Consider the following 26095-nt stretch of genomic DNA (forward strand, 5'->3'; position numbering starts at 1 on the left):
TCGTTAACATCAGGGCCCATGTCCACCACCCCCCTGGCTGAGAAAAAAGAGTCGCGCGCACTCGACGCGACCATGCGTATTCTCAATGGCATTGAGCGCGTCGGGAACAAACTCCCGCATCCGTTCTGGTTGTTCGTCATCCTGAGCGTCTTCATCATGGTGCTGAGCTGGGCTCTGGCGGCCATGAACGTCTCGGCGGTCAACCCCGCAGACAACAAGCCCGTCGCCGTGCAGAGCCTGCTCTCCTTCGAGGGCGTGCAGTTGATGCTCGGCGACGCCATCGAGAGCTTCGTCACATTCCCCGCGCTGGGCACGGTGCTCGTCGTCATGCTCGGCGTGGCCGTCGCCGACAAGTCCGGGCTGCTGGCCACGGTGCTCAAGCGCGGCATCTCCCGCGTGCCTGGGCGCTGGGTGACCTTCGCGCTCGCCTTCACCGGCATGATCTCCCACGCGGCCGCCGACTCGGCGTACATCGTGCTGATCCCGCTGGGCGGCCTGGCCTTCTACGCGGTGGGCCGGAACCCGATCATCGGCGTGATCGTGGCGTACGTCTCGGTCGCGGCCGGCTTCGACGCGAGCCCGGTGGTCACCCCGACCGACGTCCTGCTGGGCGGCATCACCACCGAGGCCGCGCAGACCATCGACCCCAACGTCACCGTCACGCCGCTGGCCAACTACTTCTTCTCGCTCGCGTCCTCGTTCGTGCTCGCCGCCGTCATCACGCTGGTGACGGAGACCGTGATCGCCAAGCGGGCGCAGAGCATGCCGGTCGACGACGACGCCGACCTCGGCGACCTGTCCGACCTGAAGCTGTCCGACCTGGAGCGCCGCGGCCTGCGCTGGTCCGGTCTCGCGCTGCTGGTGATCGCCGCGCTGGTCGCGCTGGCCATCATCCCGTCCAACTCGCCGATGCGCGGCGAGAACGGCGACCTGGTGAGCGGCCCGCTGCTGGGTTCGATCGCCCTGCTGATCGGCGTGGCCTTCCTCGTCGTCGGCGTCGTCTACGGACGCACCGTCGGCACCATCAAGCGCAGCAGCGACGTGCCGAACTTCATGGCGCACGGCATGAAGGAGATGGCCCCGGTCATCGTGCTGTTCTTCGCGATCTCGCAGTTCCTGGCCTACTTCAAGTGGACCAACATCGGCACGATCACCGCGATCAAGGGCGCCGACCTGCTGAAGGCCGCCGGGGTCAGCGGGCCCGTGGTCTTCATCGGCATCCTGCTCATCGTCACCGTCATCAACCTGCTGATCACCAGCGGTTCGGCGCAGTGGGCGCTGGTCGGCCCGGTCTTCGTGCCGATGCTGATGCTGCTGGACATCCCGCCGGAGACCACCCAGGCGCTGTACCGCATCGCCGACTCCTGCACCAACGCGCTGTCGCCCATGAGCCCCTACTTCGTGCTGGTGCTCGGGTTCGTCCAGCGTTACCGCAAGTCGTCGGGCATCGGCACCCTGATGGCCCTCGTGCTGCCTCTGTGCCTGGTCATGCTCGTCACCTGGACGGTGCTCTTCTTCGCCTGGTGGGCCCTCGGCATCCCGCTCGGGCCCGGCGTGCCCGTACGGTAGTTCCCTCTCAGATTAAGGAAAGTTCTGTGACACCGGCTCCCATGTGGACCAACCAAGTCCTTCCCGTCATGCTCGACGACCTGCGCAAGCTGGTCGAACTGGAGAGCCCGAGCGACGACAAGCGGCTCCTCGACCGAGCACTCGACGAGATCGGGGCGTGGGCCGCCGACCGCATCGGGCCGCCGGACGCGCAGACCCGCCACGACGGCGGGCGCCACGGCGACGCGCTGGAGCTGACCTACCACGGCACGGCTCCCGGGTTCGTCCTGCTGGTCGGCCACTACGACACCGTGTGGCCGGCCGGCACCCTGGACGGGTGGCCGTGGCAGATCACCGACGGCGTCATCAGCGCGCCCGGCGTCTTCGACATGAAGACCGGGCTCGTCCAGGCCGTCTGGGCGGTACGCGGGCTGCGCGAGCTGGGGCTCCCGTACCCGTCGGTCCGCCTGCTGTTCAACGGCGACGAGGAGATCGGCAGTCCCGCCTCCCGCCACCTGATCGAGGCGGCCAGCGAGGGCGCGCTGGCCACCCTGGTCTTCGAGGGCGCCATCGACGGGGCGGTCAAGACCTCCCGCAAGGGAGTCGGCATCTTCGGGGTGACCGCCACCGGCGTCGAGGCGCACGCCGGGCTCGACCCCACCGCGGGCGCCAGCGCCGTCCACGCCATGGCGGCGCTGATCACCCAGATCACCACGCTGGGCGCGCTCGAACGCGGCACCAGCGTCAACGTGGGCCTGGTCAACGGCGGCACCGGCACCAACGTGACCGCGGGCCGCGCCACCTGCGGGATCGACGTGCGGGTCTCCCGCCAGGACGAGATGGCCCGGGTGGACGCCGCGCTGGCCGCGCTGCGCTCGCCCGACCCGCGGGTGTCCATCGAGCTGACCGGCGGCTGGAACCGTCCGCCGATGACGCCCAACCCCGCCTCGGAGGACCTGTTCGCCAGGGCCTGCAAGGCCGCCCTCCAGCAGGGCCTGGACCTGCGCGAGGCGGGGGTCGGCGGCGCCAGCGACGCCAACTTCGTCTCCGCGCTGGGCCGCCCGGTGCTCGACGGGCTCGGCCCGGTGGGGGCCGGGTCCCACTCCCGCTCCGAGCACGCCATCGTCGCTCACATCCCCGAGCGCACGGCTCTCACCATTGACCTCATCAGCGGCTTCGACGCCTAGGCTCGCCCGCGGCCGGTGTGTGATCCTCGGCGGAGGTCTCGTGGACCGAGGCCGAGGAGTCCGGTGAGTGCCGGTGGATGCCGGTTGGGGCCGCGCACCGGCCCCGGATTCACCGCGCGGGTCAGCTCCAGTGGGGGTGCAGGCGGCGGAAGTCGTCGAGGCTCTGCCGGTAGAAGGCGAGGTCGCTCTCCATCCGCGCCCTGCTGAAGCGGCCGGGCTCGGCGTCGCGGGCCGACCTGCCCATCTCCGTCCAGAACGCCTCCTGCGGCAGCTCGGCGGCGTCGCCGGGGAGGAACTTGAGCGCCTCCTCCATCGCGTCGGCGGCGAAGCCCCAGTCGGCCACGACGGCGTCGTAGCCCTCGAGGCCGGACGACGGGTCGGCGGTGAAGAACAGCCCGGCCTCCAGGGCGCGGCCCGCGTACGCGGCGCCGATCAGCACCCACTGCCCGGGGTCGAGCAGCTCCGACACCCCGGCGCCGAACGTCGCCCCCTGGAGACCGGCCGCCTCCTCCGCCGCGTACGGCACCAGCACCTCGACGTCGTCGGCCCGCACCACCCACGCGCCGGGCTCGTCGGTCACCGACGCCCGCTCCGACCCGCCGGGGGCCACCAGGTCGAGGTAGACGTACGCCTCCACCAGGCAGCGCGCCCGCCCCCGCTCAGGCATGCCGCGCCACCAGGTCACGGTAGGTGTCGCGGACGATCAGGAGCCGGTCGAGCTGGAAGCGGCCCGGCTCGGCCGCCCGCATCTCCCGCCCCCGCTGCGACCAGAACCCGTCCTCGGGCACCTCGTCGGCCCCGGGCGGGACGAACTTGACGACCTCCTCGACCGCCGCCGTCGCCACGGACAGCGCGCGGCGCGCCTCGGCGTCGTCGTCCACCGGCACGTTGCCCGCCGACAGGTCGGCCACCCACAGCCACTCCCCCGCGTCGAGGAGCTGCGACGGCTCGGCGCCGCCGAACGTCGGGTGGCCCGCGGGCAGCACGGGCTTGTCCGGCAGGCCGAACAGGTATTCGCGCTGCGCGCCGCACTCGGCGCAGACGCCGGAGTAGCGGCTGGCCAGGCCCTCCTCGGTGCCGACCAGGGCGCTGTCCCAGGTGGTCTCGGGGCTGCCGCACGCGCACGGGTGCAGGTCGAGGTAGAGGTGTGCCTCATCCCTCGTCCGCGCTACCGCGAAGGTCATGATCATCCTTTCCTCAGGGCTTCTATGATGCCCTGTTCGACCATCTCCCTGAGCTCCTCCCTGATCTGGGCGCCGCAGGTGCAGGGCTCGCCGTCTTCGCAGGTGCACTCCTCGTCCTCGGGGAGCCAGCCGGTGGCGTTGGCCAGGGCGCGGACGCGGGTCCAGCGCGCGTGCCGGTCGGCCGGGTTCGGCGCGGCGACGAGCGTGGCCAGCTCGGCCGCCAGCGCGGCGGGCACGATCCGGTGGGGGGCGGCGGAGGCCAGGGCGTGCAGGACACCCAGCCGTCCTGGACGCTGCTCGACGGTGGCCGCGCGCACCTGGCGGACGGCCTCGTGCAGTTGGGCGCGGGCCTGGTGGTCGGCGGGCGGCAGGCCGAGCGCGGCGGCGATGGCACCCGCCGTCGCCGCGGCGGCGGCCCGTTCGTTCGCGCCGATCGTGCTGCGGTCGTCCACCTGGTAGGTCAGCACGCCCCGCGCGGCGGCGTCCGCCCGTGCCGCCGGCCAGATCTCGACCGGGATGGGCGGGCGCCCGGGAAGCTCGATGGCGAGCAGGCCGGGGCCGCGCTCCCTGGCCCGCGCGCCCATGAGCGCGGCGGCCCGCTGGACGGCCCTGGCGACGGCCAGTTCGGGCAGCGCCGGGCGGTGCGCCGGGGAGGTACGACTCCCGCCGCCCAGGAGGTCGGCCAGCGACCTGCGGGGGGACGTCCCGGCGTCCGGTGCCGCCCAGGGCGGGGCGGGCCGGGGGTGGCCGCGCCGTTCGAGGTCGGCCGCGACCGTGTCGATCGCCGCCGCGATCTGCTCCCGCGCCCGCGGGTCCGCGGTGGCGTGCCACTTGCGCGACAGGTGCGCGTGCTCGTCCAGCCGGGGTGTCAGGCAGTGGTCGGTGCCTTCCACCTGCCGGGGCGACAGCGCCGGCCTGACCACGCCCTGCGGCGCCCCGGCCCGCCGGGCGGCCTGCTCCTGGACGATGTGCGACAGCTCGTGCACCAGCACCGCCGACACGACCTGCGGGTGCGCACGCGGCGCGATCCACACCACGTGCGGGTCCGCCTGGGTACCCGAGCGCAGGTCGGTACGGCCGATCAGCCCGGGGCCCGGATCGCCCACCCGTATTCTGACGTGCTCGTCGGGGGCGGCGGGCACCTGCACGACGAACCGATCGGCCGCGGGCCGGCGCAGGGCCGCCACCGCGCCGCCGAAGTCGGCCGGTGACACGTCCTGGCGGCCCACCTCCGCCAGGTCCAGGTCGCGCACGCCGTCGGGGCGGGCGGTGGCGGCGAGCGGCGTACCGGCGATCTCCGGGTCGGTCGGCGCGGCGGGCGAACTCGTCCCCGGGGAGGTGCCGCCCGCGGGCGGGCTCGGCGTCGGGGAAGCGGGCTGGGCGGCGGGCTCGGAGGCCGCGGCCGGGAAGGGAGGGTCCGCCGCCGGGGGCGGGAGGGCGTTCCTGGCCTTCAGCTCAGCCGTGACCTGCTCGGTGAAGGTGCCGGTCACGTGGGAGTTCATGAACACGTTCCGCAGGTTGAGGCCGGCCTGCTCGGCCGCGTCGAGGAGGGGCGTCGGCAGCGTGGCGAACGCCTCGGCGAAGCCCCCGTCGGGCCTCTCGCTGGAGATGGTGCCGTCGGGCGCCGCCCGATAGTCGTGCACGCCGTGCGAGTCGTGCACGCGGACCAGGGCCACCTCGCCGCGCTCGCGGGCCGCCACGCGGGCGTCCTGCAGGCCCCGGATCAGGCCGAAGCGGCTGCGGGCGGGCCGGAAGCGGAACTGGGGCAGGTGGTCGAGGGCGGCCGACCTGCGCACGCCGGCCTCCATCTGGGCGTACAGCTTCTGCAGGTCCTCCCCGAAGAGGGTGACCTGCACGGTGGCGCGGCTCGCGCCCGGCAGGTGGACCGGGTCGCCGGCGTTCGTCGAGGCGTTGCCGTCCTGGAGCTTCACCCGCTGGAAGGTCAGGTCGTAGTCCACCCTGAGCTGGACGGTGTACAGCTTGCCCTTCTGGAACATCTGACGCTCGCGGCGCGCGCCATGATGGGTCGCGATGCTCTCCGACGACTGCGCCCCGGCGCTCGTGCTGTAGCCGAGGCCCGGCATGCCGCCGGCCGAGCTTGCCGACATGCCCAGGGGCAGGGGCCGGCCGCGGGTCAGGGACGCGTTCAGCGCGTCGGCCTGTCTGGCGGTGTGGCCCAGCTCCCCCTCGAACGGCCCGGCCACGACGGTCAGGTCCGACAGGCGGGCATTGACGTTGAGGTCGATGCCACGATGCCGGACCTTGTCCCTGGCCACCTGCGAGATGGTGTCGCCGTCGCGCCCCGACTGCCGCGCCAGGGCGGTGAGCAGCGCCGGCTCCGACAGCAGAGCGTCCAGCTCGCCCTCGTGCTCCTCGACCGGGGCATGGCCGACCATCTTCTTGAGCTGGGCGGTGACGACGCTGACCAGCGTGGGCCTGACCGGGTCCGCCCACAGGGCGTTGGGGAAGAAGGGGGCGTCGAACTCCACCTGGCGCGGGTCGATCACGGACGGGATCGGCCCCGGGTCCTGGTCGGCCGGGATGGTCATGCCGCCCGGGATGGCGCGGACCATCGTGGCGTCGTAGGTGTGCACGATGCTGCCGCGCCGCCGGCGCACCCGGTCCACCGCCGCCCGGATCGCGGCCGCGGAGCGGGGCATCCACCTCTCCAACGGCAGCGGCCGCACCCGGGCGGGCCGGTAGTCGACCTCGATGGTCACCATCATGCCCTCCGACACCACGTCGAGGCCGTTGAACAGGGCCAGGCGCTGGATCATGGTCGTCTGCCAGCTACTGGTGCTGGAGGAGGAGCGACCGCGCCTGGTGGACAGCCCCGCCTTGAGCGCGTCGGAGTCCTGTCCCTCGGCCGCGTAGTCGAAGCCGACCGCGTACGCGGCGTTGCGCGCCTCCGTGTGCGACGCCTCGACGTAGCGGTAGTGCTGGACGATGAGCCCGGCGTCGGTGATGTGGGTCACCAGCGTCGCCTTCCTCGGGTCCTCTCCCCGAGCGCGCTGGACGCGCACCCGGACGTTGACCACCTGGGCCCCGTCGGCCAGGGAGCCGCCGCTCACGTTGTACTGCCGCCCCAGCCCGCGTCGCGACCACATCTGCGCCAGGCGGATGAGCGGCCGCTCGGCGCCGAAGTCCACCCTGAGCTGCCTGCCCAGGTTGGGTGTGGTCACCTCGTTGCCGTCGACGGAGTTCACCACCGCGTCCGCGGCGCCGGGGATGGCCGCGTTGACGGCGTTCGCCACCGCGTCCGCCAGGTCGATGGTGTTGCCCTGAGCGTCGGTGACGACGAACGACTTGGGCTCGCTCATGCCGATGGCGTTCTGGTACTGCTCGGCGAGCACGACCTCCCTGGATCGCTCGATCAGATCCCTGGCCTCGCTGAGCACCTGGTCCAGTTGGCGCAGCGCCTCCCCCCTGTGGCCGAGGCCGGCGACCTTCTTGACGGCCTTGAGCAGCGTCTCGGGAGTGTGCAGGGCGCCGACCCCGATCTCCTCGTTGCGGGCCAGCGCCTCGGCCCTGGCCTTGACGTAGGTCATGATCAGGGGGACGGCGAGCGTCCTGTCTAGCTTCATGCTGCCGTTGGTGAATCGCTCGACCGCGTCGGCGACCAGGGGCAGCGGCAGGTTGATCTCGCCGTCGGCGTACAGGCGCAGCGCTTCGCGCTCGGGGACCGTGAACAGCACGTTGCCGCGGCTGGTCAGCGAGCCGCCCGACTCGCCCGGCCGGGCCGGGAGCCGTGGCGCCTCGATCGGCATCAGGTTGGTGTGGCTGCCCGTGATCTTCAGTATGACGTCCACGGGCGCGACGAAGCGGTACTTCCGGCCAACCTCGATCCCGAGCGCCTCGGTGCCCCAGATGGCCAGGAGCGCGGTCGTGACCGCCCTGCCCCAGGAACGCGAGGGCGCCGAGAGCGAGAAGCTGTCTCTGGAGGAGCCCTGCTCGTCCAGGTCGGCGACGGAGTTCCCCACAGCGGCCATGTAGTTCATCGCCGTGCCCCAGGAAACGCCGGCGCTGCTGAGGCCGAGCAGGATTTTGCCGGTCACCGCGTCCACCACGTCGACGACCCGCGCCTCGCCGGGCTCGGCCGTGACTTCCGCGGAGACGCGCGTGCCCAGCAGGCCGCTGGGGTCGACGACGAGGTCGTTGGCGACCGGCCGCCCCTCCAGCAGGTGGGCGGCGAGGAAGTGCCGGCTCAGCATCGACCAGATCTGCACCAGCACGGCCATGACCCCCCGCAGGGCCCTCGGCAGCAGCCCCCGGACCTTCCGCAGGTCCCGGAGTTCGCGGCCGCCGTCGAAGTGTTCGATGGTCGCGTGCGCCAGCAGCTTCCTCGTGGCCTCCTTCGCGGAGTTCTTCGCCGACCTGCCCACCGGCCCGGACAGGCTCGGCCCGCCGTCCCTGGGCAGCATGTCGGTGGGAATGAGCAGCAGGGTCTTGACGTCGCGGCGCGCCAGCGACGTCTCCTCGCCGTCGCCGCGCACCAGGCTGACCTCGAGGGTCCCCCCGACCCACATGCCCGCGGACCCCTTCTCCTTCCCGTCCTCGGACATCTTGACCCAGTTGACGGTGCTGCCCACGGAGGAGCCCACGGAGTAGGTCCGGTTCACGGCGCCGTCCGGGCCCGCCGAGTGCGCGATCCCGTCCTCCTTCGCCCCTGGGCCGTCGTTCTTCCTGCCCGATGCCCCGCCGCTGATCGTCTTGGAGCGGCTGATGGACCGTCCCGAGGTGTCGCTGCCGATGTCGAGGCCGGTGTGCACCTTGTTGACCAGCCCCGCGTAACTCGGGTCGGCGAAGTCCTGCCGCAGCACGATGTGCAGCCCGTGCACCACGGGGACGGCGTTGAAGCCGTACTGGACCACGGGGACGAGCATGCCGTTCTGCGCCGCCTGGTCGAAGCCGCCACGCAGCGCGGCCTCGTTGAGGTGGGCGGCGACGTCCATCTCGGCGAACATCTGAGCGGCGCGCACGAACCGGTTGGAGTCGTATTCGCGCACGCCGTTCTCGATCTTCGCCACGATCCCCATCTCGGCCAGCTTGGCCAGGACCTCCGTGACGAGCCCGTCCACCCCGGTGATCCTCCGGACGTCGGTGGGCCCCGCGGCGCCGCGCAACTGCTCGTCGCCGTCGCCGAGCCACTCCGGCAGTCCGGCCTTGCGGCCCTTGGGCAGCACCCGCTGGAAGCTGTCGCTCATCACCACGTTGCCGTCGGCGTCGGTCTTCGGCCGGCCGTTCTCCATGACCACCGCCTCCTTGGCCACGGGCAGGCCGAAGCGGTAGGCGTCCGACTCCTGCATGCGGATCAGGGCCACGGCCTTCATCGGAGGCAGCTCGACGGGGGGCTTGCCGAGCTGTTCCACGGTGAACGTGTGCTTCACCACCGCGCGGTACGCCTGCGAGCGCCCGTTCCTCTTGTCCACCTCCACGTGGTGGGACGCCTCGTTGGCCGTGGAGGCGGACGACTGCGCCACCGGCCTGGCGCCCTTCCCCCCGGGGGTGACCGTGTCGGGATGGTAGTCGCCAACCGGTCCAAGAATGTCCGGATTCTCGAGGATGGGTCCGCCGGACACCCTGCCCTCCACCGAGCCTCCGTACTCGATCCTGGTCGGCGAGGCGGTGGACTGGGTGAGCACCTCCTCCTCCAGCACCTCCGCGGTCGGCGCGCCCTCCCGCCTGGACTCCTCCAGCACGATCTCGCTCTTGACCTTGATGGTGGCGTACGGCACGCCCTCGACCAGCAGGGGCACCGACAGCGTTTCGTTCGCGGCGTGCCGCAGCCGCATCATGATGGTCTGGGTGACGAACGTGCGCAGGTCGCTGTGGGCGTTGGTGCCGATCCTGGCGAAGTCGCCGCCGAGATGTCTTTCGAGGGCTTTGAGCGCGGCCTCCATGCCGGTCATGCTGATGGGCTCGACGTTGGGCATCTCCGGGTCGCGCAGGTTGTCGGGGATCGTCTCCTCGCTGGGTGGCGTCTGGTCGAGGTAGGAGTGCCACACCCAGATCCGCTGGACACCGGGGTCGCTGGGAGTGCCGGAGCTGACCCTGGTGGTCTCGCCCCACCCGCTGTCCTCCTGGGTGCGCACTCTCACGGACCAGACGGCCTTGGCCTCGAACAGCATCGACTCGCTGCGGTTGTCGGCCACCGAGCCGCCGTCCGTGGTGTCCTTCGCCCCGCCCGAGACCGACGCGCTGCGCCCGGCGGTGAACCCGGTGCCGACGCCGACCACCTGGGCCAGCTCCCTCCAGACCTCCGGCATGGCCGGGATCAGCGCCCTGGTGTCGACGTCCGCCGAGATGGAGGCGTTGCCGGACTGCGCGGCGGTGTAGGTGTGACCGTACTGGTAGAACAGGCCCACCGACATCTCGGACGCCTTTACCGCCGGATCGTGCACCTCCACCAGGTCGGAGAGGGACTGCTGGATCGACAACTCGACCGCGTCCTTGCCCCAGCCGAGGCTGAGCACCATGCCGTCGCCGGAGACGACGTCGTGGTAGTTGGCCTTGATCGCGCCTTCCAGCTCGTCGGGGGTGACCCGCAGGCTGACGCCCTTGCTCCGCAGCATCTCGTTGACCGTGTCGGTGAGCGCGTCCAGATGGGCCAGCCGTCCGGTGGGCATCGCCTCCGACAGGGAGAACTTCGAGGGCAGCACGTTGCGCAGCGCCTCCAGGTACGTCCTGCGGGCGCGCTCGGCCTCGTTCCCCGCGACGGTGGCGAGGGCGGGCAGGCTGACCGGGCCCAGGCTGGTGGGCTTGGCGCCCCGGCTCAGCATGGTGAGCAGCCGCTCGTACCGCTCGTACGCCTGCCTGGCCGCGGCCGCCTCCGCCGCCGCCTTGCTGTACGCCTTGGCGATCCTGAGGTCCCGCGCCTTCTTGGCCCAGTGGGCGCGCGCCTCCTCCTGGGCCTCGGCGGCGCGGAGGAACCTGCCGGTGTCGTGGTCGTTGAGCGCGTTCTCGGCCTTCTGGGTCGCTTCGACGGCCTCCCGCCCGGCCTGCTCGGCGCTCTCCTTCCGCAAAGTGGCCTGTCGCCGAAGGTCCTCCTCCGCGTTGGCCAGCGTCTTGATGACGGCCCGCGCGTCCTTGGGACTGGGGTCGGGCCCCAGCCCGGCGGGCTGGTGGCTGCGTCTCGTGCCCTGCTTGGGCTCCCAGGGCGCGGGCGGTGGTTTGGCGCCGCGGGCTTTCAGGTCGAGCATCACGCCGTGGATGTCCACGGCCAACTGGCGCTGCTCGGGCACGGTCGTGGCGCGCTCCCACTGCTCGGTCAGGTACGCCAGCTCGTTGCGCCGGGCGGCCACGCAGTTGTCCGCGCTCTCCTGCCGCCGGCCGGAGAAGGTCCGCAGCAGTCTCCGGAGCCTGCCCGCGTCCTCCGCGGACAGCACCTGCAGGATGTCGGTGATCTCGTGCAGCCAGACCCTCGCTAGCTGGTCCGCCGCGACTCCGGGCGCGAAGACGACCAGGTGCGGGTCCGCCGCTGTGCCCGACCTGAGCACGGTCGTGGCCATGACCCCGGGGTCCAGACGGCCGATCATGGGGCGGAAGTGCTGGGGGCCGTTCCTCGTGGTCCGGACCTTGAGTACCTGGTTGGCCGGGTCCGGGTCCGTGGGCGCGGGGCGCCATTCGAGGCCCTCGACCCCGTTGGAGCCATGGGCGAAGTGCTCGGGGCGTAACGTGGCGGTGCCGTCGTGGGTCTCGGTCAGAGTGAGGATCGAGCCCACGCGGCCGTCCGCGACGTACCTGGTGTCGGGGACGGAGCGGGAGGTGACGGTGCCCGGCCTGCTGGTGAGGGCCGGCGACGGGGCGGCGGAGCCGGGGACGGCCGACGACATCGAGTCGTCGGCCAGGGCGACCACCAGCATGGCCGCGGCGTCCACCATCAGGTCGGACTGGTTGCCGACCTCCGTGGCCCGCAGGTCGAGCGCTCTGCGGATGCGGTTCATGGTGGCGTTGGAGACGGCGCGGTAGCCCCCGGGACCGGGGACGAGCAGGTCGCCCGCGGGGCCCAGCACCGCGCCGGGGAACTCGGCGGTCAGCGCGTCCACGAGCGCCGCCCGCGCCCTGATCGGGGCCGGGGCCCCGATCAGGGCCGCCGCCTGCCTCGTGCCGCCCGTCTCCCCCACGTTCGTGACGCCGCCGGGGGCGGCGCCGGTCGTCGCCGGTGTGCCGTCCTGCGCCGCGGGCGCGCCGTCCACGGCCGCCGGGCCGTTCTGCTGGTTCGCCGTCGCGGGGTCGCTCGTGGCGGCGCGGCCCTGCGCCGTCCCGTCGCCCTGGGACGTCGGCCCGTCCGGCGTCGTCGCGCCGCCCGGGGCCGGTGCGCCCGCCGTCGCGCCACGACCGGTCGTCTCGCCGCCGTGCGGGGTCGCCGGGTTCTGGGTGCCGTTCTGGCTCGCGCCGTTCTGGGTCGCGCCGCTCTGGGTGGGGGTGGCGTTCGGGGTCCTGCCCTGTGGCGTGGCGGCGGCACTGTCGCCCTGGCGGGGGGGCTCGTCGGGGGCCGGGGCGACGGTGTTCTGGCCGGAGCCCGCGGCGGCGCGCCGTTGGGCGGACATGTCGGGGTTCGGCACCGTGGGCCCGGGACGGCCCGCCGGCGCCGGGGCACCGGCGGCCGCCGGGACGCCGGACGTGCTCGGCGACGGGGGCGTGACCGGTCCTGGCCCCTGCACGGTCCCCGGCGTGCCGGGCGGGCCGCCCTGCGGGCCTGTGGGCGTCCCGTTCGGCGTTCCGGGGTCGCCCGTTCCGCCGCTGCCGGGGCCGTGACCCCCCGCGGCGGCGTTGTACGCGTCGGCCAGCGTGCTCAGCGGGCTGGCCAGCGCCATGGCGACGCTCGGGTTGAACGGGCTGATGGTCCCGGTACGCCCGACACCTCCCATGAAGCCGCCCAGCAGCGCGTCGGACGTGAACGGATTCTGCCACTGCTGGTACACGACGCCGTTGGCGACGAAGCTGCCGACCGGCGAGGCGATCATGTTGGTCAGGCCGACCGTCAGAGCGCGTCCGGCGAAGCCGCGCACGCCCAGCCTGCTCACGATCCGGGAGATGGGACCGGCCACCACCATGCCGATAATCGCCCCGGTGGCCGCGCCCAGGATCGCGGCCTGGATCTTCTTCCAGTCCCAGCCCTTGATGGTGCCCATCTTGATCTGCTGGTACTGGGTCCACACGGTGATGAAGAACTCCTCACCGATCTCCTCGATGAGTTCCAGGCCCAGCGGCGTGGCCAGCAGCCGGGTGATGATGCTCCGCCCGGTGGGACCGCTGAGCACGGCCACCCGGGCCAGCCGGGTCGCGCCGACCCTCCGGGCGGCCGCCGCCGCGAGCCTGACGAGGATGCGGCTCAGCACCGCGCGGGCCCCGGCCGCGTACGGGCCGACCAGCGCGATCGAGATCGCCGCGCTGAAGAACGCCGCCACGAGGGCGATGAAGATGGCGATGACCGTCACCCAGAACGCCACGTTGATGGAGATCTTGGAGTACTGCGTCTCTATGGCGAAGTTGTTGGCCTGCTCCGAGTACGCCCTCGCGTTGCCGTTCACCCCGGTCAGGCCGCCCTCGCGGCTGTACAGCTCACGGGCCCTGAGGACGAAGTCCTCGGCGGCGGGGGCCTCCCAGCCGGTCACGATCGTACGCGCGGCGGTGCCCGCGGAGTCGACGGACACGACGGACTCGTCGGCCAGCGCCGCGTACGCCCTCGCCAGCGTGGACAGGCCGCTCTCGCTGGCCTTGGGCCACTTCTGACCGGCGGACAGCAGCGGGATCAGCCAGGTGTTCACCCATTCCGGCAGGCCCAGGCTGTCCCACGCGGGCTGCGTGTCGCTGTCGATCCGGATGACGGCCCGCTGAGCCGACTGCCCGTCGGGGCCCTGGACGTGGACTCCGCCCGTGTACGACATCTACCGGCGCCTCAGACTTCGCGGGCCAGGCCAGCCGCGAGGTCGTTACCGATGTCGAGGTCCGTCTGGGAGGTGTTGTCGATGGCCGCGCGCACCCGGTCGCCCTCGGCCACGATCTCCTTGGTCAGCAGCCTGCACCGGTCGAGCAGTTCGACGGGCCCGTTCCCGCTGAAGTGCGCGTCGGCGAAGGCCTGCCCCTCGGTCTCCTGGCCCCACGGGGCGCACCTCAGGGCCGCCTCGACCTCGGCCACCGCATTCGACACCCTCCGGTCCAGCTCCCCGGCCATGTCGGACCAGGCGGCGATGCCGTGGTGCACGACGGGCCGGGCGACGTACGTCCCGTCTCTCAGGGTCACAGTCCGCCTCCTGACATCTGGTCGGCCAGCCTGGCCAGGACGGTCTCGACGTCGCCCTCCAGGTGCGCCTTGAGGTCCTCGCGCGGGATCGCCGGCTCGAAGATCTCCATGACGCGCTCCTGCGCCCCCGCGGCGGCCTCCCGCGCCGCCCCCAGGATGGCGTCGGCCAGCCCGCGGGCGTCGAGATGCCGGAACACGCGGGGGTCGAGGTCGAGCCCGACGAGGTCGCCGCGGGCGCCGACCGTGACCGACACCAGGCCGTCGCGCGAGGTCTTGGTCACCTGGACCGCCTTCGCCTTGGCGTGCAGGTCCAGTCCTTCGTCCTGCAGACGGCCGAAAATCCCGCGCAGTTCCTCCGCGTACGCCCGCATTCCCGCAACATCAGGCAGTTCAGGTCCGTCCATAACCCCCGCCCCGTTCACAGTCCTATGCCGAAACGTGTGCCTCGCTAGCAAGTTTCCGTCACATGAACACCATGAAACAAGAGTCTTACCCAGAACTGTTATTTCTGGATGAAAAGCGGCACGGCCTCCTCCCTGAGCCCCGCCACTTCCGACCGGGGCGCCCACACCCGGTAGACACCCCGCTCCACCCGATCCAACCCCAGCTCACGCGCAGTGAGCACGGACGCGCCCAGGTATTCGAGCAGCAGCAGCCCGTCCCGCTCCCCGTGTACCTGGAACGGCCGGCCGCGCCAGTGGCAGACGACGGTCACGAAGTCCAGCGACTCGCACTCGGGCGCGGGCACCGTACGCACATGGCAGCCGGGCTCGACCTCCTCGAAGCCGTCCAGCGGATCGGGGCTGCGCAGGCGTACCCACAGCTCCAGGGGGTGCGGCTCGGGGCTGGCCGGGTAGTCGGCGCCGCGCCAGCGGGCCCGGTAGAAGTGCCAGGACGTCATCACCGCCGCCCCACCAGCAGCCATCGGCGCAGGTCGCCGTGGTAGAAGGCACGGCGGTGCTCGGTGCCCCGGTTGGTCAGCTCCCAGATCTCCGCGCCGTGCGGCAGCCCCACCCCGTACACCTTGTACTCGCGGATGAGGTTGTTGACGCTGGGCACCAGGCCCATCCCCACGAACGGCGGCTCCTCGACCACCCAGCCGGCCACCGCCCGCCGCCCCTCCTCGTCGGTCCCCCCGTACGGGGTGTGGTACAGGCCGAGCCCGACGGGATGCCAGCGCAGGATGTTGAGCGACCCGCTCTCGGTCAGCAGGTCGGAGCTGTCCAGCGCCGCGGCGAGCACGGCCGGGGTGGCGATGTGCGAGACGTCCAGCGCGTTGTGGCAGTAGCCGGACACCCTCGGCTCGGCCGTGTCCAGCAGGACCGGGATGTCGCCGGGCGCGAGCAGCTTCTGCACGACGGGCACGCCCGACTCGGGGGCGAGCAGCAGGTCCTGCTCCATGGTGGGCACCGCCAGCCGGGCCAGCGTCCCCGCCTCCAGCATGAACGCCACCCGCAGCCCGGCGTTGACCGCCAGCCCCCAGCGCAGGTCGGGCCAGCCGGCGGCCAGATCGGGCATCGTCGCGACCCGGCAGTGCGCGGCGGCGCCGCCGGTGGACAGGCGCATCGCCTCGATCGAGGTGTACGCGAGCACCCACGTGCGCCCGGCGGCCTCCACCGTCGCCCAGGCGGGCGCCTGGGTGCCCGCCGCCGCCTCGGCGGTGATCGGCAACGCCAGCTCGGCCTCGCGCAGCAGGCTCAGGCACACTGCCTGCTGCCCGTCACGGTGCGCGACCCAAAGTCGCTCCTCGAACGGTCCGGACGGCGGCTGATCATCGGCGCTCATCAGCCCATTCTGGCGCGCCGCCCACCCTTTCAAGCGCGTCCGTCCGCCACCTGGGACAGGGCCCGGTATTCGTCCCGTGTCGCCGGCGAATCGCGCCGGGGAATTGGGGGGCTGACTTTACTAAGGCGACCGCCTTAAAGTGAAAGGAAACAGTCAACAATCAGGAGGGCCGCGATGCCGGACATCACGCCGGACTATCCCTTCGACCGCGACGCCGCACTGCGGCCGCCGCCGGAATGGGCCGACCTGCAGGCCCGTTGCCCCGTGGCGCACGTACGGCTGCCCAGCGGCGACACCGCCCGGCTGCTCACCCGCTACGACGACGTCCGCACGGTCCTGACCGACCCGCGCTTCCGCCGCGGCGGCCCCGACGCCGCCCGGGTCTCGACCACGCGCGACGGCGGGATCTTCGCCCGCGGCTCGGCCGGGACCGACGCGATGCGGGGCGAGGGGCACCTGCGGTGGCGGCGGCTGCTGACCCGTTCGTTCACCGTCAAGAAGATGGAGACCTGGCGGCCCCGCGTCCAGCGGATGGCCGACGAGCTGGTGGACGACCTGCTCAAGGCGGGCTCCCCGGCCGACCTGTCCGCCCGTCTCGCCCTGCCGCTGCCGGTACGCGTCATCTGCGCCCTGGTGGGCGCGCCGAGCAGGGACCAGGACCGGTTCGCCCACTGGTCGCAGGTCATGCTCACGCTGACCCGCTACGGTCAGGACGAGGTCGAGCGGGCCTACCGGGAGTTCGACGCGTACGTCTCCGACCTGGTGACCGCCAAGCGCGCCGAGCCCGGCGACGACCTGCTGAGCGAGCTGACCCAGATCTCCGACAGCCACGACGGCCGGCTCTCCCACGACGAGCTGGTCGCCACCGTGCGCGCGCTGCTGCTGGCCGGGCACGAGACCACCTCTAATATGATCGCCATCATGGTGGCGACGCTGCTGGCCGAGCGCGAACGCTGGCAGGCCGTGATCGACGACCCGACGCTGATCCCGGGCGCCGTCGAGGAGGTCCTGCGCCTCGACACCACGCTCAGCGTGGTCGGCTTCCCCCGGGTCGCCGCCGAGGACACCTCCCTCAGCGGGAGCGCCGTGCCGTCCGGGGCGACCGTCATCCCGTGCCGGCCCGCCGCCAACCGCGACCCGCGCAGGTTCGACGACCCCGAGCGGTTCGACCCGCGCCGGGCCAACGCCGCCCAGCACCTCACCTTCGGCGCGGGCCCGCACTACTGCCTGGGCCAGCCGCTGGCCCGGCTGGAGCTGCAGGTGGTACTCGATACGCTCACCCGCCGCCTGCCCGCACTCGACCTGCGCGACGGCGTCGAGGGCCTGCGCCTGCGCACGGGGCTGCTGTCGGGCGGGCTCGAGAACGTGTGGGTCACCTGGTGACCACCGGACGGACGCGCTCGGCCGTGGCCAGAAGCCTGATCATGGACACGGCCGAGCGGCTCTACGCCACCCGGGGCCTGGCCTCGGTGTCGATCCGGCAGATCGGTGAGACGGCCGGGCAGCGCAACAAGTCCGCCGTGCAGTACCACTTCTCCGGCCGCGACGACCTCATCAAGGCGATCCTGGCCGAGCACGCCACGGCGATCGAACGGCACCGCGCCGCGATGGCCGGCCCCGAGCCCGCCCTCATGACGCTGACCGAACGCGTCCGCCACATCGTGCTGCCGCGCATCGAGCACCACATCGAGCTGGGCGCACTCTCCTGGTACGGCCGGTTCCTGGCCCAGGTCACCGTCGAGCCCACCCTGCGCGAGTACGCCGTCCAGGCCCACCTCGACACGCCCTCGCTGCGCCGCCTCTACGACGCCCACGACGGTGAGCGAGGGCCGGGCGCGATCCGGCGCGAGGACATGGCCCGGCAGCTCATCGTGCACATGCCGGCCGAGCTGGAGGCGGAGCTGGCGCGCGAGCAGCCCGCCGCCGGGGTGGCCGCCGCGGCGTGGCGGCGCCTCGGCGCGGACCTCGTCACGGCCGTCACCGGCCTCATCGACGCGCTGCGCGCCCCCTCCGCGTGACCGGCGGTGCGGGCTCAGCCGATGCGGAGGGGGAGGGTGCGGGGGCCGCGTACCTGGCTGGCCGCCCAGGTCACGGCGCCGGGGTCGGCCAGCTCGAACTCCGGGATGCGCGCCAGCCACACCTCCAGCGCCACCCGCAGCTCCATCCTGGCCAGGTGCGAGCCCACGCACCGGTGGATGCCGAGGCCGAAGGCCGCGTGCCGGTTCACCTCGCGGTCGATGACCACCTCTCCGGCCCGCTCGAACTGCGTCGGGTCCCGGTTGGCCGCCGGGAACGACAGCAGGATCCAGTCGTCGGCCCGCATCTCCACGCCGTTCCACCGCAGGTCGTCCTTGACCAGGCGCGCCATGGTCACCGGCGCGTACGCGCGCAACAGCTCCTCCATCGCCGTCGGCAGCAGCGCCGGCTCGGCCACCAGCCGCTCCCGGTCGGCCGGGGTCCTGGCCAGGTGCCACAGCGAGGCCCCGATCGCGCTCCACGTCGTGTCGATGCCCGCGACGAGCAGCAGCGTCATCGTCCCCACCACGTGCGCGGGGTCGAGCTTCCGCCCGCCCAGCTCCGCCTCGATCAGGTACGTGGTCAGGTCGTCACGCGGATGCTCGATGTGGTCGTGGATCTGCGCGACCAGGTAGTCCGACAGCTTGGTGAACCGTTCGAGCCGCTCCTCCGGCGGCCGGTTGACGCTCTCCAGCGCGCTCTCCACGAACTCCCTGAAGCGCGGCCCGTCCTCCGGCGGGAAGCCGAGCATGTCGGCGATCACCCGCATGGGGATGTGCTGGGCGTAGTCGCGCGCGGCGTCCACCACCTCGCGCCCGCGCATCGCGTCGATCAGCGAGTGGCAGAACTCCCTGGTGGCCGCCTCGCGGCGGGCCACCGCCGACTTGGTGAACGCCGGCAGCAGCAGCCTGCGGGCGTCGTGGTGGAACGGCGGGTCGGACGAGATCGGCGGCACCCCGCCCACGGGCGCCAGCTCCTTGGGCGGCCGGACGTTGCTCACGACGACCGCCCGCGAGGAGAAGCGGCTGGTGTCGTAGGCGATCGCGGCGACGTCCTCGTAGCGGGTCGGCAGCCACATGCCGCCGAACCGCTCGGTGTGCGCGATCGGGCAGCTCTGGCGCAGCTCGTCCTGGATGGGGTAGGGGTCGGCCGTCCATTCTGGGTCGACGTGGGAGAAGTCGGTGGCCCAGTCGGAGACCGGGGCGGTGACGATCTCGCTGACCGTGCCGATCTGGCGGGCCCTGCGCGCCTCTTCCAGTTCCTCGCCGAAGCGGCCGTTCGCGCTCATCGCGGGCCTCCGTCCAGGACGTAGCAGCGACCATGCCCGTGGCAGCGCTCGGAGTCGATGTGTACCTTCATGGCCTCGTTCCCGTCTGTGCTGGGTCTCGGATCCGGTACCTCCTTGAGCGAATTAAAAAAGCGTTCATTTGACTCGTCAAGCCCCACCGACGAGATGACGCGCTGTTGTCTGACGCGCTTGCAGATGTCAGTACGGCACCGGGGATGTCAGTGGCGCGGTACCGCAGGAGGTTCGGCCCGGAAAATGACGACTCTCTGGCCCCGGCGGCTGGCGCTGGTGGTGGCCCCGGCGTACGACGAGTCGATCGCGTCGTGGGTTGATCGGATGGCCCTGCGGAACGGATGTCCGCCGTGGGCGATGGCCGAGGCGTTAGGACTGGATGTCCGCGCGTCAAGTGACGCCCGTTCACTCGCGTTTGGCGTCGTTGCGGCGCCGGAGACGTACAGGACGGTCGAGGCTGCTACAGGCGTGGGCTCCGAGATCGTGCGTGGGATGCACCTGGAGGTGTTCGACGGCTCGGCCGTGGACCTGGCAGGCGTCCGCGTGGGCGACAAGGAGTCGGTCCGCCGAGCTGAGAGCCGTGAGTGGGTGCAGTTCTTCGGCAGCCGGGCATGCCCGACATGCCTGGCGGCCTCGGAGGGAGCGTGGCTGGTCTGGTGGAAGCTGAGCTGGGCGGCGGTTTGTCCCGCGCATCGGACGCTGCTGGTGGATCGGTGCCGGAGATGCCGTGTTCACTTGCGGCGGGGCGCGACTGGCCGACCGGGACGTCTGTCTCGCTCACGGATGCCGGCTCCGTTGCGGTGCGGCGCACTTCTCAGCGGGGCCGTATGCGATCAGCCGATCCCGCACATCAGCACGAGTGCAGTTAGTAACAAACTCGCTGATCAGCAACAACTCGTGCTTGAGGTTGCGATGCACCGCCGGCCTGCGCTGGTCGCATGGCGATCTTCGCGGGAACGCTGGATGTGTCGTGGGTCCTCGCGTTCGGCCGGTGGTTCCACCAGGAGGGAGACTACGCTCCGCTGCTGATCGGGGACAGGCTGCGGCGTGAGGGCCGCAGACGTTCAACACGCAGACTCTCCGTCGAGGTTGTGGGATGGTGCAGGCAACCCGGCACTTCACCGCGCGGGACAGACACGACGCAGACCCCTCCAGGACCTGCGTCGCGTCTTCGGCCTCGTTAGGCCAAGGTGTCCTTGACCTTGATCTGGCCTGCGTCGATGACGAACCTCTGATTGGTGTGGTCGACGCACGTCCACAGGCGGACCTGGCTGCCGTTGGCGCGACTGTCGGTCGCGTCGAGACATACCTCCCGGCTGCTGCCGATGGTGTCCTTGACCTTGATCTGGCCTGCGTCGATGACAAACCTCTGATTGGTGTGGTCGACGCACGTCCACAGGCGGACGCGGCTGCCGTTGGCGCGACTGTCGGTCGCGTCCAGGCATACCTCTCGGCTGCTGCCGATGGTGTCCTTGACCTTGATCTGGCCTGCGTCGATGACAAACCTCTGATTGGTGTGGTCGACGCACCGCCACAGGCGAACCTGGCTGCCGTTGGCGCGACTGTCGGTCGCGTCCAGGCATACGGGCGGCGGGGCAAGGGCTGCACGGCCGGTGATCTGCTGGGTTGCGGCTGCGGCAGGCAGGGCGGTGCCCGCGCTGATGGCGGTGATGAGGACGACTCCGGACAGCAGGCGGTGGGTGAGCTGCATGGTGTTCCTCCTAGCGGAGTTGATCAGGTCGCTTACACCATGCCATAACTCTTCGCAGTCGATCGATTACCTATCGCTTGTATTTCCTTACCCTGGACATCGCCTGTCCCACCGTGCACACCGAGCGGATCGACTCCCCTCGGTCGCAGAGGCCGGAGATCATGATCTCCGGCTGGTCACTGCCAACTTCGATGACGCGAACCCCGATATTTCGACACCTGTCTAAATGACAGTGCCCAGGTCAGCCGCAGGCCCCGCTGTCGTCTTCAAGGCCGCCAGACAGCGCTGTTGTCTGGCGGCCTTGAAGACGACAGTCCGTCACGGCAACTGGAAGCGGACATGGAAGCGCGCAATCGAGGTTGTGACGTTGGGAGCGCTAGTTGGCCCATGGGGGCGATAGGTGGCCCCATCTGGGGGCGATAGTTGGCCCCGTGTGTCCGCCAGGCAGGGGGGAGGCCCCCTCCACCGGTCCTGTTCTTGGCGGAATCGGTGGTACGTCTGCTTCCGGAGTGCTGTGGTTGAGTGATGACAGTACGCGACGCTCCGGAGGTGCGGTCGGAGTCCTGCGGGTTGGAAGAGCTGTTCTGCGCTCACACCTCCAGTGAGCAGTCCCGGGGTTCGCTGTCGCTGGGCCCGCAGTGGCCACGCCGATGGAGCGGGACGTGGCGGACGCCGGCAGGTGAGCTGGTATGCCCAGCCCGGGACCTGGCGACCGTGCCGGCGTTGGAGTGCGTACCGATTCGCCGGTTCTCCTGGCGAACAAACCAGCACCACCGCCCAGGCCTGCAATTCATGGTGTCGACCGGCCGGATGCACGGGTTCGAGTCGCTGGAGGAGCAGAAGCTGCTGCTGGCGCTGGACTTCGCCAGCGCCGTGATGGAGGTCCTGGCGCAGCCGTTCCGACTGCGCTTCGAGACCGACAAAGGCTTCCTCGAGCATATTCCGGACTTCCTGGCGGTGCTGCGAGACGGATCAACATGGCTGTTCGACGTCCGGCCCGCTTCGTTGATCCGAGATCGCGACGACGTCGCCTTCGCCGCGACACGGGAGGCTGCGTGGGCAGTCGGGTGGCGGTATGCGGTGGTGGCGGGGTGGCGCCCGCACGTACTGTCGGTGATCGACGCGATGTCCGCGCAGCGCCGCCCGCTGCAAGACCCGCTGGGCCTGCAAAGACAGCTGCTGGAAGCGCTGACGGCTGGGCCGACCGGGTTCGGGGAGCTCGTGGCGCGGACGTCGCTGCCGGCGGTCGCCCGCGCTCATGCCCTGCATCTGCTCTGGCACCGTCAGCTCGGAGTCGATCTGTCGCGTCCGCTGTCGGATCGTTCGCTGGTGTGCTCGCCGACTGCAGGGGCCGGAGCATGACGCGGCCGGCGGGGCTGCTGGAGCTGTCGCTGGGGTCGATGCTGCGGCTGGATCAGCAGGAATGGGCGGTGGCGGCGATCGAGCCGCAGTTCAGCCGCGTGCTGCTGCGGCCGACGAGGGGTGAACCGCAGTGGCGCACGATCCGCTGGCTTGCGCATCATCCCGATTGCCAGCCGGTTCCTGAAGCGCCTGCGACGCCGAAGGGCGCCCACCAGCTGACTACCTGGGGCGACCTGACCGAATATCAGCGGAGCGTCGTCCGGCTTCGCGCAGCACACGTGAACGAGATCGAGACCGGGTTCCGCAGCAGAGACCCCCATCACCCGGCTCCTGGAGAGCCGCGGCCGGCCTACGATCCGAGTCGCACCACGCTGGGGCAGCGGAGGAAAGCCAAGGCCGCGGAACTGGCCAGTCTTGATGAGCAGGAAGCGAAGCTGCTCGGGCTGGATCAGATGAGTGAGCGGACGCTTAAGCGCATGGCCGCGAAGTGCGAGGAGCGCGGCGCGCTCGGTTGCGCGGACGGCCGGTGGACGCGAGCCAGCCAAGGCCGTCACAGCATCACCGAGGAGATCCGGGAAGCCATCTTTGCGGCCCGCGCCGAGAGCCTGCGCCGGTCGAAGATGACCATGAAGGCCCGGAGCGTGCTGATCCACCAATATGTCGCGGAGAAGTTCGGACCGCAGGTCGAGGTTCCTTCTTATCGGACCTTGCGTGAGGTCTGGCTGGAATGGTTCGGCCCAGGAGGAACTCGGCAGCGGTATGCGCGCTCAGCCGCAGCGGTGGACACGGGCCGCGTTTACCCCGTGGTGCATCGGCCGGGCCAGGTCGTCGCCCTGGACACCACACCGTTGCCGGTCAAGGTGCGGGAGAGGACGTTCGGCGATCCTGTGACCGCTCGACTGACTCTGGCCTTGGATCTCTACACGCATTCGGCGGTCGCGTTCCGGCTGACGCTAGTGTCGGAGACGTCGGTGGACGTGGCGATGCTGTTGCGGGACGTGATGTTGCCGCTGCCGATGCGCGAGGGCTGGGGCCCGGAGATGGAGTGGCCCTACCCGGGCGTTCCGGCCCAGGTCGTCGCGGAGTTCGCCGGTCACAAAGTGGCCGGGCTGCCGTTCTTCGCGCCGGAGACGGTCACCACCGACCACGGTTCGCCGTTCAAAAATCACGACCTGGTGGACGCCCAACGTGTCCTGGGCTGCAACATCCTGCCCGCACGCGTTCTACGCCCAACCGACAAGCAGGCGGTCGAGCGGGCGTTCGGAGCGCTGCGATCGCTGCTGTTCGAGGAGTTGCCCGGCTACACCGGCGTGGACGTCGCCGATCACGGAGTCGATCCGGAGGCAGACGCGGTGCTGACGCTCGCGCAGATGGAGCGCACGATCGCGCGCTGGATCGTCCAAGTCTGGCAAAACCGCAAACTGGGCGAACACGCGCCCGCGTGGGGCCCCGGGGAGGAGCACTCCCCGAACACGCTGTTCGCGGCCGCGATGGAGCAAGGCGGCTTCGCGCTGCAGATCCCCAAGCCGGAGCTGTATTACCAGGTGCTGCCCGCTCACTACGTGAAGATCCCGAACCGGCGCGGGGTCAAGATCGCCGGACTCTGGTACGACGGGCCCGCTCTGGATCCCTACCGAGGCAAGCCATCCGGTCGAGGCGGACAGCACAAGAATCGCTGGGTGATCCGCGGCGATCGCAGGGATCGGCGCTCCGCATTCTTCCAAGATCCCGAAACTCCGGCGGTCTGGCACGAACTGCGCTGGAACGGCCTGCCGCCCGAAGGCGAGATTCCCGCCTTCTCCGACAAGACGGCCGAAGAACTGCTGCATCAGGCTCGCGCGCAAGGCCTGTCGCCCCACTCGGACACCGAGTTGCTGCCCGTGCTGCTGGAACTGCTGGGTGGCCTCGTCCCGGTCGACCAGTGGCACACGCAGCAGCCCAAGCAGCAGCGCATCAGCCGGGCCCGGCAAACGGCCCAGGCCGACGCCGCGCGCCAAGACCGCCAGCCGGCCCCTCGTGCTCCGGACGTCTCCGCTGAAGTCGTTCCTCTGGCCTGGCCGCAGCAGGCCCGCCAGGCGGCCGAGGAAATCGACGCTGAGCGGCGCCGCCGCCGGGAAGCCGTGGTCACCTCACCACCGCAACCGCCTCCGCTCATGCATGACGCGTTGCGTCGTAAGAGCATCTTCCTCATCCCCGACGACGATGACGAGGCGTTACCAGCTGAACCTGAGCACGGAGAACGCAATCCATGACGTCCGTTCGAAGAACAGACGGTCAAGGCCCGGTGCCCTTCGTGCTTCCCGGCGAGGTGCCGTTCCGGAACACCTTGGCCGGGTGGGAGCACTACCGGACCAGCCGCGGCCTCTTCATCCCGGCCCCGCAGCTCAGCCTGGCCGAGTGGCGGTTGCTGTCGCCGCGCCGGCGGATGCTGCACGACCTGCACCGCGCGGCGACGCACGCCAACCTGCTGGTGATCGCGACGCCGATGAGCGCCGCCGTGGAGAAGCTGCTGCGTGCTCAGATCGAGTCCAACGCGCTCAAGTACAAGCCGACGACCAGATCCGGGATCATGGTCACCGGCGGCGGGTTCCAGGGCAAGACCGAGACGGTCTGCGAGATCTGCGCCGCCTTCCAGGACTTCTGGCTGGACGCGCACCTGCACCTGCCCAGCGCCAGGCCCGGCACCCGAGATCTGCACGCGCCGGTCGCCTACGTGCAGACGCCCGTCACGGCCAAGCCGAAGTCCACCTGCAAGGCCATCCTGAATTTCTACGGCGCCGACACCAAATACATGGATCTGCCCGAGCTGATCCGCCAGGTCGCCCAGTCCCTCAACGACCACGGCACGAAGGTACTCGTGCTGGACGACATCACCCGGCTGCGCATGCACCGCGCTGACGACCAGGACGTGCTCGATCTCATCCGCGCGTTCATGAGCATGCACGTCACCCTCATCCTCATCGGCGTCGACATCCCCGGCTCCGGCCTGCTGCAGGAAGGGCGCCATGATCCCCGCACCGGCCAGTACGTGTTCCCGCCCTCCGCCTACGCCCAGCAGGTCAAGGTCAACGGACTGGAGCCCACCCAGACCGAACGCCGCTTCGACCTGATCGAACTCGACCGCTTCCGCTACTCCACCTCCGAGCAGATCGCCGCCTGGACCGCGCACCTGATCGGAGTCGAACAGCATCTGCGCCTCATGAACGCCACCCCAGGCATGCTCTCCGACGGCGCGATGCCCGAATACCTTTACCGGCGCACCAACGGAGTGGTCGGCTTGCTGGAACGACTTCTCGAAGACGGCTGCCGCGAAGCCATCGAAACCGGTGATGAGAAACTCACCGAAAGCCTGCTCGACAACGTTGTCCTGCGACTCCCCGGCTCCCCGGAACGCGATCCCGCCGCGGGCGAAGTCCCGGAGCTGCCCCTGCAGCCCACCCGACGGGGCAAACGATCCCGCAACACGGTCTTCGACGATCACGGACCCGCAGCCGCTGGAGAATCGAGATGATCGCCACAGCCGCATCTGTGCTTCCCCGCAGCCTAGACCCGCTGGCTCAGGAATCGCTCCCCGGTTACATCCTGCGGCTTGCCCACCGCCTCAGTCTCACACCGGCAAGAATCGCGACCCTGACCGCACTGGACCAGAGCAGCGCTTTTCTGATGGCGCTCGCTGAAACTGCTCAGTTCTGCTCGTTGAAGGTGCTCACCTGGGAGGACTCGCTGGTGGCGGTGTTACCGCTGCGGGTGGGCTCC

At 70.9% G+C, this 26095-nt stretch carries 18 protein-coding genes; 9 read left to right on the top strand and 9 right to left on the bottom strand.

Annotated elements, in window-relative coordinates; genetic code table 11:
* Positions 1-18: 18 nt before the first annotated feature.
* Together ACZ6S0_RS47225 and ACZ6S0_RS47230 are read left to right on the top strand one after the other, a co-directional pair.
* Entirely contained in the window at positions 19-1569 is a 1551-nt protein-coding gene (locus tag ACZ6S0_RS47225; protein ID WP_465926622.1) for an AbgT family transporter, read from the top strand.
* Between the two features lie 26 nt (positions 1570-1595).
* A complete protein-coding gene (locus tag ACZ6S0_RS47230; protein ID WP_465926624.1) occupies positions 1596-2735 on the top strand; it encodes a M20 family metallopeptidase in 1140 nt (379 codons plus the stop codon).
* A 121-nt stretch (positions 2736-2856) separates the two neighbouring features.
* Here ACZ6S0_RS47230 and ACZ6S0_RS47235 read toward each other — a convergent pair whose 3' ends face one another.
* The 7 genes from ACZ6S0_RS47235 to ACZ6S0_RS47265 form a co-directional block, all read right to left on the bottom strand.
* Positions 2857-3402: a hypothetical protein gene (locus tag ACZ6S0_RS47235; protein ID WP_465926626.1), complete on the bottom strand. Its 546-nt coding sequence runs from the start codon at positions 3400-3402 to the stop codon at positions 2857-2859.
* Positions 3395-3919 carry a hypothetical protein gene (locus ACZ6S0_RS47240; protein ID WP_465926628.1) on the bottom strand — a complete coding sequence of 175 codons (525 nt, stop codon included), beginning with the start codon at positions 3917-3919 and terminating at the stop codon, positions 3395-3397. The genes ACZ6S0_RS47235 and ACZ6S0_RS47240 overlap by 8 nt, the downstream gene beginning before the upstream one ends.
* Before the next feature lie 2 nt (positions 3920-3921).
* Entirely contained in the window at positions 3922-13809 is a 9888-nt protein-coding gene (locus ACZ6S0_RS47245) for a WXG100-like domain-containing protein (RefSeq protein ID WP_465926629.1), read from the bottom strand.
* A gap of 11 nt (positions 13810-13820) precedes the next feature.
* Positions 13821-14165 (bottom strand): hypothetical protein, encoded by a 345-nt coding sequence (locus tag ACZ6S0_RS47250; protein ID WP_465926631.1) that lies wholly within the window; start codon positions 14163-14165, stop codon positions 13821-13823.
* The gene (locus ACZ6S0_RS47255) at positions 14162-14536 is read right to left on the bottom strand and encodes a YbaB/EbfC family nucleoid-associated protein (RefSeq protein ID WP_465926633.1); all 375 of its coding nucleotides are present in this window, start codon (positions 14534-14536) and stop codon (positions 14162-14164) included. Before ACZ6S0_RS47255 ends, ACZ6S0_RS47250 begins: the two co-directional genes overlap by 4 nt.
* A 131-nt stretch (positions 14537-14667) precedes the next feature.
* Positions 14668-15066 carry a hypothetical protein gene (locus tag ACZ6S0_RS47260; RefSeq protein ID WP_465926635.1) on the bottom strand — a complete coding sequence of 133 codons (399 nt, stop codon included), beginning with the start codon at positions 15064-15066 and terminating at the stop codon, positions 14668-14670.
* Positions 15066-15950, bottom strand: coding sequence for an SseB family protein (locus ACZ6S0_RS47265; protein WP_465926637.1), 885 nt, complete (start codon positions 15948-15950; stop codon positions 15066-15068). Before ACZ6S0_RS47265 ends, ACZ6S0_RS47260 begins: the two co-directional genes overlap by 1 nt.
* Positions 15951-16124: 174 nt before the next feature.
* Here ACZ6S0_RS47265 and ACZ6S0_RS47270 point away from each other — a divergent pair, with 174 nt between their 5' ends.
* Positions 16125-17333: a cytochrome P450 gene (locus tag ACZ6S0_RS47270; RefSeq protein ID WP_465926639.1), complete on the top strand. Its 1209-nt coding sequence runs from the start codon at positions 16125-16127 to the stop codon at positions 17331-17333.
* Positions 17330-17968 carry a TetR/AcrR family transcriptional regulator gene (locus ACZ6S0_RS47275; protein WP_465926641.1) on the top strand — a complete coding sequence of 213 codons (639 nt, stop codon included), beginning with the start codon at positions 17330-17332 and terminating at the stop codon, positions 17966-17968. The genes ACZ6S0_RS47270 and ACZ6S0_RS47275 overlap by 4 nt, the downstream gene beginning before the upstream one ends.
* 14 nt (positions 17969-17982) lie before the next feature.
* Here the strand turns inward: ACZ6S0_RS47275 and ACZ6S0_RS47280 are convergent, their stop codons facing one another.
* Positions 17983-19254 carry a cytochrome P450 gene (locus ACZ6S0_RS47280; RefSeq protein WP_465926643.1) on the bottom strand — a complete coding sequence of 424 codons (1272 nt, stop codon included), beginning with the start codon at positions 19252-19254 and terminating at the stop codon, positions 17983-17985.
* Positions 19255-19509: 255 nt separating this feature from the next.
* Here ACZ6S0_RS47280 and ACZ6S0_RS47285 point away from each other — a divergent pair, with 255 nt between their 5' ends.
* Positions 19510-20295: a TniQ family protein gene (locus ACZ6S0_RS47285; protein ID WP_465926645.1), complete on the top strand. Its 786-nt coding sequence runs from the start codon at positions 19510-19512 to the stop codon at positions 20293-20295.
* 151 nt (positions 20296-20446) lie between these two features.
* On the opposite strand, the gene ACZ6S0_RS47290 is transcribed toward ACZ6S0_RS47285, so the two are convergent.
* Positions 20447-20977, bottom strand: a complete 531-nt coding sequence (locus tag ACZ6S0_RS47290; protein WP_465926647.1) for an RICIN domain-containing protein — start codon at positions 20975-20977, stop codon at positions 20447-20449.
* Positions 20978-21502: 525 nt separating this feature from the next.
* On the opposite strand from ACZ6S0_RS47290, the gene ACZ6S0_RS47295 reads away from it, so the two are divergent.
* From ACZ6S0_RS47295 to ACZ6S0_RS47310, 4 genes are all read left to right on the top strand, one after another.
* On the top strand, positions 21503-22339 hold the full coding sequence (locus ACZ6S0_RS47295; protein WP_465926649.1) for a TnsA-like heteromeric transposase endonuclease subunit: 837 nt from the start codon (positions 21503-21505) through the stop codon (positions 22337-22339).
* Positions 22336-24591, top strand: a complete 2256-nt coding sequence (locus tag ACZ6S0_RS47300; RefSeq protein ID WP_465926651.1) for a transposase — start codon at positions 22336-22338, stop codon at positions 24589-24591. The genes ACZ6S0_RS47295 and ACZ6S0_RS47300 overlap by 4 nt, the downstream gene beginning before the upstream one ends.
* 32 nt (positions 24592-24623) lie before the next feature.
* Positions 24624-25850 carry an AAA family ATPase gene (locus tag ACZ6S0_RS47305; RefSeq protein ID WP_465926653.1) on the top strand — a complete coding sequence of 409 codons (1227 nt, stop codon included), beginning with the start codon at positions 24624-24626 and terminating at the stop codon, positions 25848-25850.
* Positions 25847-26095: hypothetical protein (locus ACZ6S0_RS47310; RefSeq protein WP_465926655.1), on the top strand; the 249-nt coding region annotated here is incomplete at its 3' end. The genes ACZ6S0_RS47305 and ACZ6S0_RS47310, both read left to right, overlap by 4 nt.

The organism is Nonomuraea sp. NPDC051298 (assembly GCF_055586305.1).